25 protein-coding genes are annotated in these 19,165 nt (G+C 68.8%); 3 read left to right on the top strand and 22 right to left on the bottom strand.

The annotated features are described in order from the left end of the window. Positions 1–2: 2 nt before the first annotated feature. The 13 genes from ACTIF2_RS12520 to ACTIF2_RS12460 all read right to left on the bottom strand — a co-directional run bounded on the left by ACTIF2_RS12520 (position 3) and on the right by ACTIF2_RS12460 (position 10,014). On the bottom strand, positions 3–671 hold the full coding sequence (locus ACTIF2_RS12520; protein WP_439497402.1) for a response regulator transcription factor: 669 nt from the start codon (positions 669–671) through the stop codon (positions 3–5). A gap of 58 nt (positions 672–729) precedes the next feature. Further along, entirely contained in the window at positions 730–1,047 is a 318-nt protein-coding gene (locus ACTIF2_RS12515) for a PepSY domain-containing protein (protein WP_439497401.1), read from the bottom strand. Positions 1,048–1,119: 72 nt separating this feature from the next. Then, positions 1,120–5,034: a baseplate multidomain protein megatron gene (locus ACTIF2_RS12510; protein WP_439497400.1), complete on the bottom strand. Its 3,915-nt coding sequence runs from the start codon at positions 5,032–5,034 to the stop codon at positions 1,120–1,122. Beyond that, on the bottom strand, positions 5,034–5,477 hold the full coding sequence (locus tag ACTIF2_RS12505; protein ID WP_439497399.1) for an NlpC/P60 family protein: 444 nt from the start codon (positions 5,475–5,477) through the stop codon (positions 5,034–5,036). The genes ACTIF2_RS12510 and ACTIF2_RS12505 overlap by 1 nt, the downstream gene beginning before the upstream one ends. Next, positions 5,474–6,355, bottom strand: coding sequence for a DUF2163 domain-containing protein (locus ACTIF2_RS12500; RefSeq protein ID WP_439497398.1), 882 nt, complete (start codon positions 6,353–6,355; stop codon positions 5,474–5,476). The genes ACTIF2_RS12505 and ACTIF2_RS12500 overlap by 4 nt, the downstream gene beginning before the upstream one ends. Before the next feature lie 10 nt (positions 6,356–6,365). Beyond that, complete coding sequence (locus tag ACTIF2_RS12495; RefSeq protein ID WP_439497397.1) at positions 6,366–7,007, bottom strand: phage distal tail protein, Rcc01695 family; 642 nt, start codon at positions 7,005–7,007, stop codon at positions 6,366–6,368. Positions 7,008–7,050: 43 nt separating this feature from the next. After that, positions 7,051–7,644 (bottom strand): phage tail tape measure protein, encoded by a 594-nt coding sequence (locus ACTIF2_RS12490; RefSeq protein WP_439497396.1) that lies wholly within the window; start codon positions 7,642–7,644, stop codon positions 7,051–7,053. After that, positions 7,620–7,892: a phage tail assembly chaperone gene (locus tag ACTIF2_RS12485; protein ID WP_439497598.1), complete on the bottom strand. Its 273-nt coding sequence runs from the start codon at positions 7,890–7,892 to the stop codon at positions 7,620–7,622. Before ACTIF2_RS12485 ends, ACTIF2_RS12490 begins: the two co-directional genes overlap by 25 nt. Continuing rightward, the gene (locus ACTIF2_RS12480) at positions 7,889–8,248 is read right to left on the bottom strand and encodes a gene transfer agent family protein (RefSeq protein WP_439497395.1); all 360 of its coding nucleotides are present in this window, start codon (positions 8,246–8,248) and stop codon (positions 7,889–7,891) included. The genes ACTIF2_RS12485 and ACTIF2_RS12480 overlap by 4 nt, the downstream gene beginning before the upstream one ends. A 10-nt stretch (positions 8,249–8,258) precedes the next feature. Further along, positions 8,259–8,669, bottom strand: coding sequence for a phage major tail protein, TP901-1 family (locus tag ACTIF2_RS12475; protein WP_439497394.1), 411 nt, complete (start codon positions 8,667–8,669; stop codon positions 8,259–8,261). 21 nt (positions 8,670–8,690) lie between these two features. Beyond that, entirely contained in the window at positions 8,691–9,101 is a 411-nt protein-coding gene (locus ACTIF2_RS12470) for a DUF3168 domain-containing protein (RefSeq protein WP_439497393.1), read from the bottom strand. Beyond that, positions 9,098–9,442 (bottom strand): phage head closure protein, encoded by a 345-nt coding sequence (locus tag ACTIF2_RS12465; protein ID WP_439497392.1) that lies wholly within the window; start codon positions 9,440–9,442, stop codon positions 9,098–9,100. The genes ACTIF2_RS12470 and ACTIF2_RS12465 overlap by 4 nt, the downstream gene beginning before the upstream one ends. A 2-nt stretch (positions 9,443–9,444) precedes the next feature. Next, positions 9,445–10,014 (bottom strand): head-tail connector protein, encoded by a 570-nt coding sequence (locus ACTIF2_RS12460; RefSeq protein ID WP_439497391.1) that lies wholly within the window; start codon positions 10,012–10,014, stop codon positions 9,445–9,447. Between the two features lie 74 nt (positions 10,015–10,088). Here ACTIF2_RS12460 and ACTIF2_RS12455 point away from each other — a divergent pair, with 74 nt between their 5' ends. Continuing rightward, entirely contained in the window at positions 10,089–10,868 is a 780-nt protein-coding gene (locus ACTIF2_RS12455) for a S1 family peptidase (protein ID WP_439497390.1), read from the top strand. Between the two features lie 65 nt (positions 10,869–10,933). Further along, positions 10,934–11,773: a S1 family peptidase gene (locus ACTIF2_RS12450; RefSeq protein WP_439497389.1), complete on the top strand. Its 840-nt coding sequence runs from the start codon at positions 10,934–10,936 to the stop codon at positions 11,771–11,773. Between the two features lie 15 nt (positions 11,774–11,788). Here the strand turns inward: ACTIF2_RS12450 and ACTIF2_RS12445 are convergent, their stop codons facing one another. The 5 genes from ACTIF2_RS12445 to ACTIF2_RS12425 are packed head-to-tail and all read right to left on the bottom strand — an operon-like array spanning position 11,789 to position 15,164. After that, the gene (locus tag ACTIF2_RS12445; protein WP_439497388.1) at positions 11,789–13,033 is read right to left on the bottom strand and encodes a phage major capsid protein; all 1,245 of its coding nucleotides are present in this window, start codon (positions 13,031–13,033) and stop codon (positions 11,789–11,791) included. 25 nt (positions 13,034–13,058) lie between these two features. After that, positions 13,059–13,598: an HK97 family phage prohead protease gene (locus ACTIF2_RS12440; protein ID WP_439497387.1), complete on the bottom strand. Its 540-nt coding sequence runs from the start codon at positions 13,596–13,598 to the stop codon at positions 13,059–13,061. Further along, a complete protein-coding gene (locus tag ACTIF2_RS12435) occupies positions 13,595–13,783 on the bottom strand; it encodes a hypothetical protein (protein ID WP_439497386.1) in 189 nt (62 codons plus the stop codon). The genes ACTIF2_RS12440 and ACTIF2_RS12435 overlap by 4 nt, the downstream gene beginning before the upstream one ends. Further along, positions 13,780–13,980: a hypothetical protein gene (locus ACTIF2_RS12430; RefSeq protein ID WP_439497385.1), complete on the bottom strand. Its 201-nt coding sequence runs from the start codon at positions 13,978–13,980 to the stop codon at positions 13,780–13,782. Before ACTIF2_RS12430 ends, ACTIF2_RS12435 begins: the two co-directional genes overlap by 4 nt. Further along, positions 13,977–15,164 (bottom strand): phage portal protein, encoded by a 1,188-nt coding sequence (locus ACTIF2_RS12425; RefSeq protein ID WP_439497384.1) that lies wholly within the window; start codon positions 15,162–15,164, stop codon positions 13,977–13,979. The genes ACTIF2_RS12430 and ACTIF2_RS12425 overlap by 4 nt, the downstream gene beginning before the upstream one ends. Here ACTIF2_RS12425 and ACTIF2_RS12420 point away from each other — a divergent pair. After that, positions 15,163–15,294: a hypothetical protein gene (locus tag ACTIF2_RS12420; RefSeq protein WP_439497383.1), complete on the top strand. Its 132-nt coding sequence runs from the start codon at positions 15,163–15,165 to the stop codon at positions 15,292–15,294. The two genes, ACTIF2_RS12425 and ACTIF2_RS12420, sit on opposite strands and share 2 nt — an antisense overlap. 12 nt (positions 15,295–15,306) lie before the next feature. Here ACTIF2_RS12420 and ACTIF2_RS12415 read toward each other — a convergent pair whose 3' ends face one another. From ACTIF2_RS12415 to ACTIF2_RS12400, 4 genes are all read right to left on the bottom strand, one after another. Further along, positions 15,307–16,563, bottom strand: a complete 1,257-nt coding sequence (locus ACTIF2_RS12415) for a DNA-packaging protein (protein WP_439497597.1) — start codon at positions 16,561–16,563, stop codon at positions 15,307–15,309. Then, a complete protein-coding gene (locus ACTIF2_RS12410; RefSeq protein ID WP_439497382.1) occupies positions 16,544–16,942 on the bottom strand; it encodes a hypothetical protein in 399 nt (132 codons plus the stop codon). The genes ACTIF2_RS12415 and ACTIF2_RS12410 overlap by 20 nt, the downstream gene beginning before the upstream one ends. 170 nt (positions 16,943–17,112) lie before the next feature. After that, positions 17,113–17,694 (bottom strand): LOG family protein, encoded by a 582-nt coding sequence (locus ACTIF2_RS12405; protein WP_439497381.1) that lies wholly within the window; start codon positions 17,692–17,694, stop codon positions 17,113–17,115. Then, entirely contained in the window at positions 17,691–19,073 is a 1,383-nt protein-coding gene (locus tag ACTIF2_RS12400) for a dipeptidase (RefSeq protein WP_439497380.1), read from the bottom strand. Before ACTIF2_RS12400 ends, ACTIF2_RS12405 begins: the two co-directional genes overlap by 4 nt. Positions 19,074–19,165: the final 92 nt, after the last annotated feature.

Genomic DNA, 19,165 nt, shown 5'->3' with positions numbered 1-19,165 from the left:
GATCAGACCTTGGCGGGCGCGGCGGCGATATAGCCGAGACCCCGGACGGTTTCGATCACCTCGACGCCCAGCTTCTTGCGAAGCCGGCCGACGAAGACCTCGATCGTGTTGGAGTCCCTGTCGAAATCCTGGTCGTAGAGATGCTCGACCAGTTCGGTCCGCGAAACAACGCGGCCCTGATGGTGCATCAGGTAGGCCAGCAGCCGATATTCATGCGAGGTCAGCTTGACCGGATTGCCGTCGACGACGACGCGGCTCGCGCGCGTGTCGAGCCGTACGGGACCGCAGGTCAGCTCGGAGGTGGCGTGGCCGGCGGCGCGGCGCAGCAGCGCCCGCACGCGCGCCAGCAATTCCTCGATATGGAACGGCTTGACGACGTAATCGTCGGCCCCGGCATCGAAGCCGGAGACCTTGTCGCTCCAGCGATCGCGGGCAGTCAGGATCAGCACGGGCATGGTCTTCTCGGCGCGACGCCAGCCCTGAAGCACTGCCACGCCATCGACCTTGGGCAGGCCGAGATCGAGGATCACAGCGTCATAGGGCTCGGTCTCGCCGAGATAGAGCCCCTCCTCGCCGTCGAAAGCCTTGTCGACGGCGTAACCGGCGTTCTCGAGCGCGGTGACGATCTGGCGGTTGAGGTCCTTGTCGTCCTCGACGACGAGCAGTCTCACGGTCGGCTCACTCCTGTGTTGATCGTCCGGGCGGCATCGCGACACGCGGCCGCGCCGTTCAGCGTATGGTGGAGACCTTGCCGGACTGGCCTTCGAGCGTGACGCGGGCGACCCGTCCATCGCGCTTCAGCGTCGTCACGACATAGACGTACTCGTCGCCCTGGCGACAAAGCCGGATGCGAACCACCTCGCCCGGCGCGGCGTTGCGGGCATATCGCGACGCCTGCGCAGGCTGCATGACCCGGCCATCCGCCACCGCCTCGCGCATCTCGTCAGCGGACAGGCAGGAGATCGGCTCCTGACTGTCGATCTGGACGATCGGGAGCGGCTGGGTGAGCAGGGTCAGGGCAATGATCGTTTCGACGGGCATCGACATGCGCTAATCCCGAGCAACTGAACACCCCATGAATATCCCAATGAATATCCGGTCGGCTTCCCCGAGGATAGGTCAGCGCACGGCCACCCGTCCACGCCATTCCTGACCCTTGCCCACAGCTGCGCTGATCTGCGCGACCGCGATCTCAATCTCGGCTTGTGCTGCACCGAAATCGGCGAGTTCCAGCGCTGCCGGATAAAGCCAGGCCGGCGAGGTCGTGGACACGGCCCGCACCGAGCCCGCCTCGCCATGGATGGATACCTCGTATCGCTCGCTCTCCTCGCCGAGCGGAACCTCGGCGAGGTCCCAGGAATCGCCGTCGACCCGCGTGCGCCTGACCCATGACAACTCGATCCCCGCCGCGGACCTTCCCGCGCGTGGCCGCACCGGAGAGAGCGGCGAGAGCGCCCCGCCTCTCGCGCCGGCCGAAATTTCGGCCATCGACGGCTCGCCGATATCGGCCTGGACAGGTCCGATGCGATAGCGCCACGGCCGCCCGAGATCGGCGAGCTCCGTGACCAGCGGCACTGCCGCACCGTCGAGCACAACGACCCGCGATCCGGCTGGCAGGATGCGGGATGCAGCCGCTTCCGAGCCGCCGATGCCGCGCACCATCCCGGACAGTCGGAAACGCTGCGGGCCGATCAACTCGACGCGCGATGCGGTCACGATCTCGACCGTGCCGCTCGAATCCAGGAGCGCAAGCGCATTGGCGCCGGCCAACGCCGCCTCCGGCGATACGGAGGACAAGGCGCCACCGCGCAGCCGCAGCTCGAGCACGGAGCGAGAATCCGTGCGCCAGAGCGGCCCCGGAGGCAGGACCGTCGTTGTCTCGCCGACGATCGACGGCGCTTCCACCAGCCGCAGCAATGCAAACGCGCCGCCCTCCTCCGCCCGCCAGACCGCGAGCCCGCCCGGCCAGGGGGCCGCATAGGCGGCGAGATGAAGCAAGGGCGGGGGTTGAGCGGTCACGATCGGCAGGTCGAAGGGAACCACCAGCGGACGCCCCGGCAGGGACGGCGGCAAGCGCGGCGGCCGGCGCGGGCCCGTGATGCCGGCCGGCGCATAGATCGCCGGCTCCACGGCGCGCCCACTCGCCTGGCGGCTGGGGCCGTCGCTGATCCGCGTCAGGCGGAACAGCCGCTCGTTGCCGTCGACGGCGAGCGAGACGACATCGCCCGGCTCGAGGTCGATGCAGCGCGGCGACAGGTCCAGTTCGATGGTTTCCCGCCCCGCCCAGACTTCCTGCAGACGCTGGTCGGCGAGGCGCTGCCCTTCCGCCGGCCGCGTCACGATCGCGGTCTCGACGCTGTTCTCCCGCCGCGCCGCGCCGGCCAGGCGACGCGAACGCGCCGTGGCCCGACGATAATCGCTGTCGCCGTCACTGAACGAAAGGCGCAACTCGCGCGGCAGCTCGGTTTCTTGCGCACGGCGCAATTCATAGGGCCGTCCGTCGCGATCCAGCAGCAGGTCGTCCAGGCCCAGGGCGCGAGCGACCTTGCCGCCACGACCACGCATCGTGAGCTTGCCGGACACCATCGTCGCGTCGAAGCCGAAGGCCTCGGCGAGCGGTTCGAGCGCCTGGCGCGCCGAGAGCGGGCGATCGAGCACATAGCCGTCGAGGAAGCCGTCCACCACCAACTCGGCGGGAGCCGGCAGGCCGAAATCGGCCAGGAGCGCAGCGATGAGGCGGTCCAGCGGCGTGCCTTCGAGGCGCCCGTTGATCCAGTGCCCGGTCTCCCAGTTGAGGCCGTCCGCCCAGACCGTCTGCAGATCCGGGAAGGCTGGAAATGGCCGCGCATCCCAGGTCCAGACGAAGATATTGGCCGGGTCGACCATGCGAAGGCCGCTCTGGAGATGGATCGGATTGCGCGCGGGATCGAAGCCGGCGCGGGCCGGATCGAAACCGGAGATGATCGCTTCCAGCCCCCTCGCCTGCACGAGATCGTCGCGCGCGCCGCTGGAGAAATGCGGATAGCCGCCATCCGAGGATTTCGGATCGGGGAAGACATTGGGCGAGTTGCCGCCCTTGTCGACAGCCGGCAGGCCGATCTCGGTCAGCCAGATCGGCTTTGAGCCCGGCGCCCAAGCCGTGGTTGCGGTCTCGACCCCGCCCGCCCGCTCGACATGCGGATTGCTCCACCAGTTCACCAGGTCCTTGGGGCGGTGGATCCACGGCTTCTGATAGGCGCCGTCGCTGATCGGCAGGCGTTGCTGGGCGGTGCGGCCGCTGGCGTCGACATAATACCAGTCATAGGCCTCGCCCGAGGTCAGGCGCGAGCGCAGGTAGCTGACATCGGACGCGCCGCGCGCGATCGCGGCATCGAGGTGGTCGCTCGAGTCGCGCCAGTCCGACAAGGGCGGATAGAAATCAACGCCGATCGCGTCGATGGCCGGCGAGGCCCAGAGCGGATCGAGCGGGAAGCGGATCTCCTGGCCGCCCTCGCGGACATGGGCGCCGTATTCCGTCCAGTCGGCGGCATAGGTCAGTTTCGTCCAGGCCGGCAGAATCGAGCGGACATCGGCGGCAAGCGCGACCAAGCCATCCACCATCGGATAACCCGAGGCGCCGCGCACGCGGGTCAGCCCGACGAGCTCCGAGCCGATCACGAAGCCCTCGACCCCGCCGGCGGTCGAAGCCAGCATGGCATAGTGCAGGATCAGCCGGCGGAAGCTCCATTCCTCAGGCAGAGCACAGACCACCTCGTCGCCATCGAGCGCGAAGTCGGCCGAGGTAGCGGTGCCGAGGAAATCGGCGACCTGGCTCGCAGCCGTCGCGCTGCCGTCGACCGTGCCGGGCCTCTCTGGCGCGGGCGAGCAGGTGATGCGGCCACGCCAGGGATAGGGAGGCTGGCCGGCCAGTCCCGTTCGCGGATCGACCAGATCGTTCCCGGCCGGGACATCCATCATCACGAACGGGTAGAGCACGACCTCGAGGCCATAGACCTCGCGCAGCCGCCGGATCAGCGCGACGACGCTTTCGTCCGATGGCGTGCCGCCATAGGCGGGATGGCCGCCCGACAGGCTGACAACCTGCGCCGAGGCGCGGTCGAGCCCGGCGGACGACCATTCGGCCCCAACGGTCGGCTTGACCGCGATCTCGACGCGCGGCGCGATCGTGCAGGAGCCGGCACGCAGGTCGTTGCCGAACCAGCTCACCACCAGCGAGACCCGGCGCAGGCTCGGGCACAGCGACAGCAAGTGCGTGATCGCGGCATCGACATCGGTGCCGGCCTGGAGCTGATGGCGCGTCTCGCTCGCGGTCACGCCCGGTTCGGGCTCATGGCTGACCGGCACGGTGTGATAGATGAACTCGCTCGCGCCTGGGATCAGCGTCACGGCGCGGATCATCCCGCTGAGCCCTTCGACCCGGCGCACGACCTCGAACGAGAACTGCGGAACCCGGTTGCCGTAATCGGCGAGCGGCAGGCGCTCGAAGACGACATAGGCCATGCCGCGATAGGCCGGCGCCGCGCCCGCCTCCTTGACCGCGATCAGCGGATCGGGCTGCTGGTTTTCATGTCCAGCATGGACGCGCATGACGATCGAGCCGAGGTCGAGTTCGCGACCATCGGCCCAGACCCGGCGCACGAAGGCGATCGGCCCTTCGCAAAGCCCGACGGCGAGATTGGCGTAGTAGTTATAGGTCGCCTCATAGGTCTTCTGCGCCTTCTGGCCAGCCTTTCCGCCTCCCTTGGTACGCGTGACGGTGGTCGTGATCTCCTCGTCGAAGCGCGTCGCCCAGATCAATTGCCCGCCCAGGCGCGAGCGGCCGTAGAGGCGCGGAATGGGGGCGCCCTCGGTCGAGGCGAGTCCGTCGATCTCCTTGAGCCGCGGGCCCTCGATCAGGCGGGTTTTCCCACCGCCGCCAAGCAGCGACTGGTCGATCATGCTGCCGGCGACGCCGCCGATCGCCACACCCATCGAGCCGGCGCCAAGCGCGGAACCCAGTGCGGCGCCAGCGACGGAAAGAAGAAGCGTGGCCATCAGATCGAGACCTCCGGGAACGAAAAGGCGTGGCTCAGATGGCGCCGCCACCAGCCGGTGAACGCGACCTCGCTGACCTCCGCTCCGTCATGGGCATGGAGGATGAGCCCGGGCTCGGTCAGGATCGCGCAATGCTTGGCCGGGAGATGCTCGCGCCAGCGGAACAGCAGGACGTCGCCGGGGCGTGCGGCGCCCACCTCGCAGGGACGCAAATGCCGGAAAGCCGCAGCCGCAAGGCTCTCCTCGCGCGCGCTTTCGGCCCAGTTCGGCGAATAAGGCGGCGGAGCCTCGGGCTCCTCGCCGTAAAGGTCGCGCCAGACGCCGCGGATCAGCCCGAGGCAATCGCAACCGACACCACGCAGCGAGGCTTGATGATGATAGGGCGTGCCGAGCCAGAGGCGGGCCTGAGCGACGATCAGCTCCCGAGAAATCGGCGCGTTCATCGGAACAGGCTCCCGCCATCCAGCGCGCCATCGCCCGGGCGCACGCCGCCAATGACGAAATCGTTGCCCGGGATATGCGGAAAGCCGCGAAAGTTGACTCCATTTCCGAACTTGGCCCGGCAGGTCGCGAAGCTCTTGTCGCAGCCGGGCGTGATGCTGAAAGCGTCGCCGGGCACGATCGGGCCAAGCGGCGCCTGCCAGAGCTGGATTGCGACCAGGCCGCTCGCAGCGGCATGCCGCTTCACTTCGGTCGCGAAGCCGATATTCGCGCCGCTGGTGAAGGTGATCCGGCCGCCGGTGAAATAGCCGTCCGCATGCGCGCCAAGCGAGGCGGCCGTCAGCCCGATCCGCCCATCCGTGGTCGAGACCGCGCCGTTGACCGTGGCGACCGCCACGCCGCAGCGGGCATCGCCGAGATCGGCCGAGCAGGCGCGCGTATAAAGCCGGCCGCGCTCCTCGTCGAAGGCCTTGGCGAGGCCCCTCACCTCGGCCGTGAAGGCGAGGTCGCTGCGCCGGATCTCGCCGACGAAGCCCGTTTCCAGCAGCAGGCGCTGGCTCGGATCCGCCCAGTTCACCAGCCAGATCGAAACGCGCGCATCGTCGTACAGGCCCCGGGTCAGGTCGGCCTCGTTCAATCCGATTGCCGCGAAGGCGCCTGACACCTCGCCGCCGCCGATCGCGAAACCGAGCTCCGCCGCGGTCTCGGCCGTGTCGAGCGCGATGGTCGAGGCGAAACTGACCCCGTCAAAGGCGAGATCGCGATCGTGGTCGGTGAAACCGAGCACCAGCCCGTCGTTCCGGGTCAGGCTCCAGCAGCGGCAAAGCGTCGTCGCGCCGCTGGCGAAATGGGCGGCGAGGCCGGCAGGAACGTCACGCATGAGCGAAGCCTCAGAGCTTGATCTCGACAATCGGAATCCTGGGGATCTCACCGGCCTCGAAGGCCGAGAGATCGACCTCGATCATGTCGATGTCGAAACGGACGGGGACGTCGAAGGCGAAGCCGGCGGTGATGCTGCTGCCGGGCGGTGGGGTTTTACCGGGCGCGAAGGTCACGAGACCCGTCGCGATGTTGCAAGAAACGTCCTGCGGCTGTGCCTGAAGCGCGCCGTTGACGGCAACGAGCACAGAACCTGGCCAGGGCTTCACGACAGGACGACGATAAGCCGTGAGGCCCGTGCCATAGTCCTTGCAAAGCTGGAACACGGTGGTGGCGCCGTCGCCGATCCCAATGACCTGGTCCGTCGCCGAGGGCGCCAGCGAAGGCGGGCAGCTCTTCCAGTCGAGCTGGTCGCGCCAGCGAAAACCGTAGAGCCGGCCGCGACGCTCCTCGAAGAACGTGATGATCGCTGCGAGCGCATCGAGGCTGCGCACGCCGACGCCGGCATCGTAGCGGCGTCGGGAATGGGCCCAGCGGCTGTTGCGCACCTCCCGGCCCGAGGCGAGCGCGACGATCTGCGTCAGCCGCTCCGGCCCACCGCGCGCGCCACGGGCGATATCGAGCGGAAACCGCTCCTCATGGAAATCGCTCATGCGTTGCGTCCTCTGCGAATTCGGATGGCTGCGGGCGGCTCCCTCACAGCGCCCTGCTCCCCCGCGCCACCGCGCGGGCGATCGCCGCGGAGACCTGAGCCTCCGAGCGGCGGAAGCTGTCGGCATCGGGCGTCGTCACCTGGACGGTGACGCTGAGCGGCCTGCGTCCTTCGCCTCCTGCGCGCACGCCGAGCTTGCCGTCCGGGCCGCGCGAGAGCGGCAGGATCGCCTCGGCGCCTTGCTCGCCCATCAGCCCGAGGCCGCGCCCGAGCGGGAAATAGGCCGGGGCGGCGATCACACCGCCATCGGCGAAGGGCAAGACGGGCAGGCCCGTGCCGATCGAGCCGAAGCCGGTTCCGGTGAACAATCCGGTCAGGCTCTTGAGGCCGGTGCCGAGCAGGCTGGAAAGCCCGCCCTGCAGCGGCTTCAGCGCGCTCTTGAGCAGGCTCTCGGTCATCGACTTGCCGACGCTGCGCAACACGTCCTCGAAACGCTTGCCCTCGACGATGCCCTTGGCGAAGGCATTGGTGATCGACCGCCCGAAAGCATCCGACGAGCGACTGAGGTCGCGCGTCAGGTTTGAAAGCGAGCGCAGATCCGACAGCCTTCCAGTCAGGTTCTGATCATCATCGAGCATGTCGTCTCCTCAATATCGTGCAGCGTCGCCGATGCATCGGCCCGCAGGTCCGGATGCGCCGTCATCAGGCTTGTCAGCGCATTGCGGTCGGGCGCGCCCGCGGGCACGGCGCCAGCATGAAAGCTCAGGGCAGCCGCGACCTCGCGCGGTGTCGCCGCCCAGAACTGCTCCGGCGCCCAGCCGAGCCGGCCGAGGCCGAAGGCCATGACCTCGCGCCACGGGAATGGAACGGCCGCCGGCGCTTTCAGGTCGCCGGCGGCACCTGAGGGTGCGGCGATCGCATCTCCTCCTCCGGAGGCGTACCGAAGGTCGCGTCGAGCAGCCGGATCGCCGCAGCGATCGCGCCGTTCAGCCCGCCGTCGAAGGCGAACGCCGCGACCTGCTGCTCGGTGAAGCCACCGCCGGCTCCGCGCAGGCCTGCGGTCAGGATTCGCGTCACGTCGCGGGCCGAGAGCTTGCCGCCCGTGAAGCGCTCGCCGAGCGCGGGCAGGCTGTCGACGGCGAAGGCGTCCTCGAGTTCGGCAAGCGCGCCCAGCGTCAGCCGCATCGGCAAGGCCTCGCCTGCGACCATCAGAGCCGTCTCGCCCCTGTGTCGATTGATCATGCGCGTGCCCTCACAGCTGGACGAAGGTGAGCTGGCCCGCCGATTCAAGCGAGAGATCGAAGGTGACCTCGCCGGCGTGGTCGCCGCGATATTCCAGGCTCGAAAGCTGGAAGGCGCCCGTGATCGTGCCGAAATCCGGAACGACCACCTGCCAATTGCGGATCGCGCCGTCGAAGAAGATCTGGCGCACCAGCGCGTCGGAGGCTTCGTCCTTGAAGATGCCGGCACCGCTGATGCTGGCGCGCCTCATGCCGGCGCCGGCCAGGAGCTCGCGCCAGCGTCCGGCCGATTCCGAATGGGTCACGTCGACGCTTTCGGCATTGAACGCGATCTGGCGGGCGCGTAGGCCCGCCACGGTGACGAAAGCTCCGCCTGCATCCGCCGCCTTGAGCAGCAGATCCTTGCCTTTCTGTGCCGACATCGGCCTCTCCTGTTCGATATCTCAGTGGGTTTCGGTCACGGCGCGAAAGCGGATGGTGACGAAGGCGAGCCCCGTTCTGGCGTCCCGCGCCAATCGGCTGGACTGCCAGGTCAGGTTGACCAGGTTGTGCCCGCTCAAGGCGAGCGGCGCGTGATCAAGCGAGCGGACGATGGCGGCAGCGGCTTCGAGGGCGAGCTTCGAGGAGCCGCTTTCGCCGGCCCAGACCACGAGCGCCACCTCCTGCTCGCAGCCACTGTCGCTGCCGGTCGACCAGTCGCGGGCGTCGACCTCGCCATGGGTGACATAGACGCCCTTGGCCGCGCGGGGCGCCTCGTCATGCACGCGGCCGGGCCCGATTAGCCCGGTCAAAGCGTCATCGGCGACCAGGCGCGCCTGGATCGCCGCCCGGAGAGCGAGAATGGCGCCGCTCATGGTCCCGTCTCCTCAACCAGGCAAACCAGGCGGCGGCGATCTCCATCGGGGTCCGCGACCGCGCGGATCTCGAAGATGCGGTCGCCGTCGCGAAATCGTTGGCTGGCGTCGAGGCCGGCGCGCCAGCGCAGCGTGATGCGATGCGTCGCGACCTGCTCGGGTCGGCCGGCGCGCCAGCGCTCGTCACCGGACAACCACTCGACGGCGCCCCAGAGCGCGGCGACGGCCGAGAAGGCCCGGACGGAGCCGCCCACCCCATCCGGCGTCGCCACCGGCGCCTCGAGAACGAGCCGGCGGCGCAGGGCGCCGACCGGAGCCTTGTCTTGCTGCATCGGCGACATGGTCACAGCCTCGCGCGGCGATAGGGCGCGACCAGAGCCGCGATCTCCGCGGGCAAGGCCGCCGCATCGCGCCCGACGACGTCGCCGCGCTGCTCGAACCAGCGCGTGGTGAGCCGCAACACCGCCTGCCGCAGCGGCGCCGGCACCGCTGCCGCGGTCGGCCCGTAACCGGCGACGACATCGATCTCGATCGCGCTACGCGCCCGACCGATTTCGGGCGCCTCTCCCGCGATCCGGACCGCTGGCGGATCGCAGCGGGCGTCGAGCACGAGGCGCCCGGCCTCGACCGGATGGGGCGTGCCGAGCGCGTCGAAAACACGGGCGGCGACAATCGTGCTGACAGGCGAAAGGGGCAGGCGGATCTCGCCGCTCTCAGGCCAGCGGTCGAGCACGATCCGCCAGGTCTGATCGATCAGCATGCGGCCGGCGGCAGCTTCGATCATCAGCCGCGAGGCGGTGATCAGCGTACCGAGCAACTCGTCCTCGTCGGCCGTATCGAGCCGCAGGAAGAGCTTGGCCTCGGCCAGCGAAACCGGCTCAGAGGCGGGGGGCGTCAGGGCGAGTGGCGTCATGGTCGCTCCGATTGCGGGTTCATTTGTCCAGGCCGACGCGCTATCGAACCCGTCTCGCGAGGAGAGGAAGCTCGATGAAGGTCGGTCAGGCGTTTGGCTTCGGTGGATTGGCGCTCGCCGGGATTCTGGCGGCGACGCCGGCTTCGGCCGTGCTGGGCGGGCGCGAGGGCGGGCCCTCCGCCGCCTCGACACTGATGGTCCTGAACGCACGCGGCGGCGTCTGCACCGGGATCGTGCTGTCCTCGAAAGCGATCCTGACCGCGGCGCATTGCACCGAGGGCGGCGTCGATTTGCGGATCCACTGGAAGGATGACAGCGGCGAGCCGATCCTTCTTCCGCCGGCCACGGTCTCCTTCCATCCCGAATTCGACGCCAAGGCGATCAGCACGCGGCGCCGGTCGGTCGACCTGGCGCTGCTGCGGCTCTCCTCGCCACTGCCCGCCCGGTTTTCTCCGGCCGCGCTCGTCGACGGGGCGTTGCCGCGCGCCGGCGCCCAGATCACCCTTGCCGGCTACGGCGTCTCGCGCGAAGGCGAGGCGCGCACGACCGGCACCTATCGCTCGGTCACGCTGACGGCGGTCGAGCCTTACGGCCCGGGAAAGATCCTGATCTGGGCGTCCGACCCGGCAGCCGCGTCAAACCGGCCCGGCGCCGGCGCCTGCCAGGGCGATTCGGGCGGCCCGATCCTGCATGGCGGCGACGGCGTGGTCGCGGTGACGAGCTGGTCGACCGGGCCGAAGGGGATGCGCTGCGGCCGGCTCAGCCAGGGCGTCCTCGTCGCGCCCCAGCGCGGATGGATCGACCGGACCTTGTCGCAATGGGGTGAAAGCGCCTCATGGACAACAGGTCGCTGATCGAAAGACTGGACTGCCGCGACGCAGACCATAGAGTGTGGCGCAGTCGAAACGGCGGTCGCTCAATGACATCTCGCGCTCTCATCCTTGCTTTGACCGCCACGCTCAGTGCCGCCTCACCCGCCGTGGCGGTGGTGGGCGGCACGGTCTCGCGCGGCGTCGACGGCCCCCGGGCCTGGACCCTGCGGGTCGAGACCAGCCGCGGCGAACTCTGCTCCGGAGCCGCGATCGCGCCGGAACTCGTGCTCACCGCCGCGCATTGCCTGATGGGCGGCGGCGCGGTCAGGGTCGTCAGCCTCGACGCGCGCTTCCGCAGCCGCACCCACCCCGTGATCTCGGTCCTGCCGCATCCGAGCTTCGTGCCGGGAACGACCCCGCGCACCCAGCCCGGGACCGATCTCGCCGTCCTTCGCCTCTCCAGGCCGTTGCCCGCGGATATCGAGCCGCTGTCGCTCGGAAGCGGACTCTCGCAGGGCGAGACCGTGACGATGGCGGGCTTCGGCCTCTCAGTCGAGAACAACAAGGGCACCGCGCGGCGTCTGCGCGAAGCCCGGCTGGTCAATGCCGGCAATTATACGACGTCGAACACGGTCAAGGTCGCGGTCGACACGCAGGCCATGGGCGAGGCGCCCGGTGCCGGCGCCTGCCGCGGCGATTCCGGTGGCCCCGTCCTGCGCGGCACGGCCTCGTCGCGTGACCTTGTCGGGATCGTGAGCTGGTCGAGTGGGCCGTTGAACTCGCGGGTTCGGCGCATCTGCGGCGGCTTCACCGCGATCACGCCGATCAGCGACCACCGCGCCTGGATCACCGAGGCGAGCGGCCGTTTGCTCGCGCTCGGCGGCGACGCGCGGCAGGAGGCTCCTGTCCCGCCGCGCGCCAGTTACAGCTGGTGGTTCAGCCGATAGGCCCTGCCGAAGGTCTCAGACCGCGAACTTCAGGCCCTTGATGGCGGCGAAGTCCTGCACGCCGCCACCCACGCGCTTGGTCGTATAGAACAGCACATAGGGCTTGGCCGAATAGGGATCGCGCAGGATGCGGACCCCGGCGCGATCGACGACGAGATAGCCGCGGCGGAAATCGCCGAACGCGATCGAGATCGCATTGTTGGCGAGGTTCGGCATGTCCTCTGCCTCGACCAGCGGGAAGCCGAGCAGCGTCGCCGGCGCACCGGCCGAGGCCGGGGGCTGCCAGAGATAGTTGCCGTTCGCGTCCTTGAACTTGCGGATGACGCCCTGGGTCTTGCGATTCATCACGAAGCTGGCGTTCTGGCGATAGCCAGCCTTCAGCGCGTAGACGAGATCGACCAGGACGTCGCTCGGGTTCGAGGCGGCGAAGGCGCCGGCGACGCCCGTGTTGAGCACGCCGATATTGCCCCAGCTCCAGCTCGCGTCGGCAACCGCCGGGTAGGCGAGGAAGCCCTTGGGCTTGTCGACGCCATCGCCATTGACGAAAGCAGCGCCCTCCTGCTCGGCGAAGGCGCTCTCCACCTCCTCGGCGATCCACTGGTCGATATTGACGATCGCGTCGTCGAGCAGGGTCTGCGTCGCCGCCGGCATGGCGTAGAGTTCCATCGCCGGGAAGCTGAGCTCGGCGAGCGTCGGCGAGCCGGTCTGCGGCCGCGCGGCAGCTTCCGCGACCCAGCCCGATGCCGGCCCGGTGGTCGAGAACGCCTTCTTGTAGGTGCCCGACGAGATCGTCCGCACCGTGGCGATGGCGCGGACCGGCGAGACGGCGGCAAGACGGCGCAGGATCTCGCCCTCGACCGTCGACGGAGCAAGGTAGCCGCCGTCGGGGCCCGAGCCGGCCGAGAGCGCCTTGCCTTCGAGCCGCTTCAGGCCGCCGGCCTCGCCGCTGCGGATATAGGAGGCGAAGGCGGCCTTGTGCTCGTGGACCAGCGGATCGCGCGCCGTATCCTGCCCGATGGCGGGCCGGCTCCGGTCGAGCACGACCCGATCCATCCGGCGCCGGGACTCGTCCAGCGCGGCATCGATGCGCGCCAGCTTCTCCTCGGTGAGCGGGTCGACGCCGCCGCGGGATTCGACCTCGGCCAGGCGCTGGTCGTTGGTCGCGCGATAGCTCTCGAAGGCGTAGCGAACGTCGTCCAGGGCCAGCGCCAGATCGACGCCCGCAGCCTTGGTTTCAGGAGCTTGGTTCGAAGCAGTCATGGTTTCTCCTCGGGGTGAAGCAGTTTCAGGGGCGGGCGGCGAAGGCTGCGCGCGACACGGCCTTGACGGCCGAGACGCGCGCCTGCGGCAGCATCGGGAAGGTGACGATCGAGATCTCCCAGAGATCGACCCTTTCGAGCCGACGCAGGCCGGAACGCGGTTCGGTGCGCGCCTTCTCCGGCCTGAAGCCGATTGACAGGCCGTCGACCGCGCCTTCGCGCATCAGGGCATGGATCTCGCGGGCGCGGGTCACGGCGAGCGAGAGCTGGCCGCGCACGAAGAGCCCGCGCGAATCCTCGTAGAGCGTGAGCCAGCGCCCGATCGGTTCCGCCGGATCGTGCTGCCAGAGCAGCTTGATGCCCGCGGCACCGCGCCGAACGAGGCTTTCCCGGAAGGCGCCCGGCTCGACCACGTCCTTGCCGAGATCGGCTATGTGGAACAGGCTCGCATAGCCTTCGAAGGTGCCGTCGGCGCGAATGCGCGTCGGCGGCAGCGCCAGGAACTTGGATTCGCTGGCGAAGGGCGCGTCGCGCGCCATCGAGCCCACCCAAGGCGCCGTTCTCATCGGCCGCCCTCCCCACCTTTCTGGCGCTGGCCGCGCGGGAGCCCCTCGAGCCGGGCAAGATTGCGGATGAAGCGCCCGAACGTGTCGGTCGTGGCGAAGCCGGTGCGGCCAGAATTGGGCGGCGGGGCCGGCCCGGCCCCTGGCGAGGCGGATTGCGAAGGCTGCTTTTCACCCGACCGGGTCATGCGCCGTCTCCCTCATTGCGGCTGTTGAAGCGATTGAGCTCGCGGACGAAATCGTCGAAGCGCTTGTTGGCTGCGGTGAGTTCGCGCAGCGCGAAGAAGGCGAAGGCCGAGGCGCAGCCTGCCCAGAGCAGGAGCCCGAGATGGCCGACATCGCCCCGGCCGACGATGGCCGCGACGACCTGTTCGAATGCATTCATGACTCCGCCTCCGTGGTTGAAGCCTCGCCGCGGCCGTAACCGACCGCTTCGCGCTTCTCGTCCGTGCTGAGGAAGGGCGCGGCGCTGAGCCGCCGCCAGAGCGATTCGCGCTCCTCTGCGAGCGCCTCGATCGCATCGAGATCGGGCTCCAGTGTCAGGTCACCGCCAAAGGCCGGCCCGAGCCATTGCGCCAGCGACTGCGCCGTGCGCCGGACGAGTGGGATCGCGGTCTGGCGCCAGAAGGCGCGGTTCGCCTCGGCGAAATTCGCGTGGGTGTTGTCGCCCGGCAGTCCGAGCAGCAGAGGCGGCACGCCGAAGGCGAGCGCGATCTCGCGCGCCGCGACGCCCTTGGCGGCGACGAAATCGAGCTCCGCCGGCGTCAGCGACAGCGGCTTCCAGTCCAGCCCGCCTTCGAGCAGCAGCGGCCGGCCGGCATTGCGGGCGCCCTGGAAACTGTCTTCCAGCTCCTGTTTCAGGCGCTCGAACTGGGCTTCGGTCAGCGTCGCGCCGTCGGGCCCGTCATAGACCAGGGCGCCAGACGGGCGAGCTGCGTTGTCGAGCAGCGCCTTGTGCCAGGCGCTGGCAGCGTTGTGGATGTCGAGCGAGCAGGCGCCGGCCTCGATCGGCGAGAGTCCGTAGTGATCGTCGGCCGGATGGAACAGCGTCAGGTGCAGGATCGGCGGCAAGGCCGCCTCGTCCTGGCGAAAGCGCATGGTGTCGCCGCCGACCGTATAATCATAGGCCTCCGGCCAGCCGTCGCGACCAGGCACGACCCGCATCCGGTCGGGCCGCAGCGCATAAAGCTCGCGCGGTTCGCTGCCGACGCTGGCCGCTTCGACATAGGCGTTTCCGGCGACGAGCAGATGGCCGTACAGCGTCTCGCGAAAGGCGATGCCGCCCTGGCGCGGGTTGGGGCGTTCGATCAGCCCAAGGACCGGGTGATCAGGCATTTCCCGCTCACCGACCTTGGCGACGAGCGGTGTCTGCGCCGCCGCTTCGGCGATCAGCCGAACGCAGCGATGCACGACCGGATTGCGCTCGTAACCTTCGCGCGCCAAAGCCGTGTAATCGCGCGGCGTCCAGACCGGCCGCCCGGTTTCATGCAATGCGATCAACGGCCCGACGCGCGAGCGCTTCTGGTCCGGCGCGGCCAGGCCGCGCAGGTTGCGAAGGAAATTGAGCATGGATGTCTCGCTGTTATGGACGAGCGTCATGCTCGGGCCTGACCCGAGCATCTGCGGACAAGAAGGCGCGGATCGGCGCCACATTCTGAAAGAGGTTCTCGGGTCTTCGCTGCGCTTCGACCGAGAATGACGAGCGACGAGCCTACATTCCCCTGATCCGCGGCCTCCCGCGCGGCGCGAGCATCAGATGCGTCAGCGCCCAGACCAGTGCGTCGAGCCGGTCGGGAGAGCGGCCGGAGCTCAACCCACCGGGGCCGAAGTCGCACATCTCATCTTCGAGGGCCGGAAAGCGACCGGCATGGCGAACGCGGCCCTGCGCATAGAGCGCGGCGACCGGTTCGGCCCGCAGGTATTTGCCGCGCGTCGCCCGAACCGCCGTGACCGGCACCGAACCATCGACCTCGCGGATCACGCTCGTCGCCATCTCGCCGCCCTGGTTGATCTCGACCACGAGCACATCGGCCTCGTGGCGCTGGTAGAGCGCGACCGCCCTGGCCGCCCATTCATGCGGCCGGGCTCCCGCGATCGTTCCATCGTCCAGCACATGGCCGACGCCGTCACGATCGATCCCCGCCACGATCAGCCCGCAGGAATCCGCGCGCCTGGAAGACGAGGCAGGCGGATCGACAGCCACGACGATCCGCGCCAATCCTGGCGCAGACGGTTCGCGGCTCGCCTCGATCAGGTCCCGCGTCCAGAGCGCGTCGGCGCTCTCCTCGACGATCTCGCCTTCCAGCTCCTGCCGGCCAAGGCGAGTGCCGCCATAAGCCCTGGTGATGCTGTCGACGAAGTCCTTCGCGAGGTTGAAGCGGTTGGCGCTCGTCGCGGCGCGGCTGACGGCGACGCGGGGATCGCCCAGCAACCGCTTGATCAGAGGCAGCGGGCGCGGCGTCGTCGTCACGACCTGGCGCGGCCGGTCGCCGAGGCGCAGTCCGAGTTGCAGCATGTCCCAGGTCTCCTGAACGTTCGGCCATTTCGCCAGTTCGTCCAGCCAGGCGGCGCCGAATTGCGGCCCGCGCAGCCCTTCCGGATCTTCGGCCGTGAAGACCTGCGCGATCGCGCCGTTGCCCCATTCGAGCCGACGGAGTGAGGGCGACCAGATCGGCTTCTCCCAGCGATGATGGATCGCCATCAGGCCGGAGACGCCTTCGATCATCACGTCGCGCACCTGCGCCTGCGTCTCGCCGACAAGCGCGATCCGGCCAACCGGGGCATCAGCGAACGGCTCCAGCCCGAGAGCCATCCCCCGGACCCATTCGGCGCCGGTGCGCGTCTTGCCCGCGCCGCGCCCGCCCAAAACGAGCCATGTCCACCAGGGTGGCAGGCGGCGCGATTTCTGATCCCGGCGTCCCCAAAAGGTCCAATCGAGGCTCGTGACCTCAAGCAGCTCCAGCGTCAGGGTTGGCAGCAGCTTCAGGAACAGCTTCTCCCGTCTCTTCGGCGATAAGGCGTTCCATGCGTCGTGCCAGCTCGCGCCGCAATTCGTCGAGGCGGCGCAATCCGTCGGCGGGAGAAAGGTCATCGTCGGACTTGCCTCCCTGCCCCGCCGCAGCGGCATCGAGCGCTAGCAGCTCGCGAATGGTGCGGGCCAGCGTGGCGAGCGTCTTGGCATCCGCCTCGCTCGCCGCCTGGCCGGTCGGCAGCTCGGTGAGATGTGCCTCGTGCGTCTCGAGCTGAAGCTTCGCGGCCCGCCAGAGCTTGGTGATCATCAACTTGCGGCCCACCGGCGCGCGTTTCGCCTTCGGCGCCGGCACAGCCGGTCCGTCGTCATCGGTCATATCTGTCATTGCTGGCCTTCGGCTCGATCGGAAACGCGAAAGCCGTCGGCTGGGGAGCGCGGCGGCTTCGGTTCAGGTCACAATTCGTGAGCGTTCCTGATCTCTACCCGATCAGCGTTCCGACGTCAAGATAATATTCCTACAACCTGGAGGCGCATGGCGGGGATAGGCTAGACCTCCTCCTTCTCCACCCATTTGAACGTCGCCGAGGGCACGTATTGCTCCATCCGGTCGAGCAGCGTCGCCGGCTCGGTGTCGGTCATCGCCATGGCGCGATGGCTCTGCTTCAGGAAGCCGGCCTCGACCGTGTTGTCGAGGAAGGCTGCCAGCGGATCGTAGAAACCGGCGATGTTGAGGAAGCCGAGCGGCTTGGTGTGAATGCCGAGCTGGCCCCAGGTCCAGATCTCGAAGATCTCCTCGAAGGTGCCGATGCCGCCCGGCATGGCGACGAAACCGTCCGACAGCTCGGCCATGCGGGCCTTGCGGGTGTGCATGGTGTCGACGACCTCGAGCCGGGTCAGCCCGTTATGGCCGATCTCCTTCTCGCGCAACGCACGCGGGATGATGCCGTGCACCTCGCCGCCGGCTTCGAGCGCCGCGTTGGCGACGATGCCCATCAGCCCGACCGCGCCGCCGCCATAGACCAAGACGAGCCCGCGGCGGGCGATCTCGGCGCCCATGGCGCGCGCGCCGGCAGCATAGACCTCGTCATTGCCGGGGTTGGAGCCGCAGAAGACGCAAACCGATTTCATGTGCCGAGCGCCTGCAGGATGCGGGCCCAGGAACGCTGGCCCTTATGGAAGGAGGAGAGATCGTATTTCTCGTTCGGCGAATGCACCCTGTCATCGTCAAGCCCGAAGCCGACGAGCAGCGTATCCATGCCGAGGCTGCGCTTGAAATCCCCGGCGACGGGGATCGAGCCGCCCGAGCCGATGGTCACGGCCTTGCGGCCCCACTCCTCGGTCAGCGCCGCCTGGGCTTTCAGCAGCGCCGGCGAATCGACGGGCACGGCGATCGCGGGAGAGGCGCCATGCGCGATGAACTCCACCGTCGCATCCGCCGGCAGCCGCTCGCGCACGAAGGCCTGGAAGGCCGCCGCGATCTTCTGCGGATCCTGCTCGCCGACGAGGCGGAAGGAGACCTTGGCCGAGGCCTTGGAGGCGATCACGGTCTTGGTGCCCTCGCCGATATAGCCGCCCCAGATCCCGTTGACGTCGCAGGTCGGGCGCGACTGGATCTGCTCGATCAGCATCCGCCCCTTTTCGCCGATCGAATGCTTCAAGCCGATCTGGCCGAGAAACTCCGCTTCGGTGAGATTCAGCGCCTTCCAGTCGGCCTTCTGCCCGGCGGTCGGCTCCGAGACGCCCTCGTAGAAGCCGGGGATCGTCACCCGTCCGGTCTCGTCATGCAGGGCCGCGACGATGCCGGACAGGATGTGGATGGGGTTGGCCGCCGCGCCGCCGAACAGGCCGGAATGCAGGTCGCGGTCGGCGCAGGCGATGGTGAGTTCCTGATAGACCATGCCGCGCAGCGAGGCCGTGATCGCCGGCGTCTGCCGATCCCACATGCCCGTGTCGCAGATCAGCGCGAAATCAGCCTTCAGCTCCTCCGCATTGGCCTTGACGAAGGCCGGCAGGTTGGCCGAGCCGGATTCCTCCTCGCCCTCGACCAGGATCGTGATGCCGAGCGGCAGGTCGCCGGTCTCGGCAAGCGTCGCACGCAGCGCCTCGACGAAGGTCATCACCTGGCCCTTGTCGTCGCAGGCGCCGCGCCCGGTGATGACCTTGCGGCCGGGCTCGATCTCCTTGACCGACGGCTTGAACGGGTCGGTTTCCCAGAGGTTCAGCGGGTCGACCGGCTGCACGTCATAATGACCGTAGAACAGCACATGCGGGGCGCCGGGCTTGGGCCGGTGCCCGACGACGACCGGATGGCCGGGCGTCTCGCGCAGGGAGGCCTTGAAGCCGAGCGATTCGAGATCCGCCCGCAGCCAGTCCGCGGCGCGGCGCGTCTCGTCGCTGTAAGCCGGGTCGGTTCCGATCGACGGAATCTCCAGCCAGGACGACAGACGCGCCAGCGAGGCGTCGAGGTCGGAGTCGAGGCGGGAGAGGATGGCGGGCAGCTTGGACATGGCGCGATCTCGGCGGCAGGTTCGGACAGGAGCGGATTTGAATGGCCTCATCATGACGCGCCCGGCGGCACGCGTCAGAGGGGCGGCGGCAT

This window comes from Allobosea sp., from assembly GCF_051860145.1.
Classification (GTDB): domain Bacteria; phylum Pseudomonadota; class Alphaproteobacteria; order Rhizobiales; family Beijerinckiaceae; genus Allobosea.
Note: the sequence above shows the minus strand (reverse complement) of the source record. Positions and strands in the feature narration are given on the sequence as shown.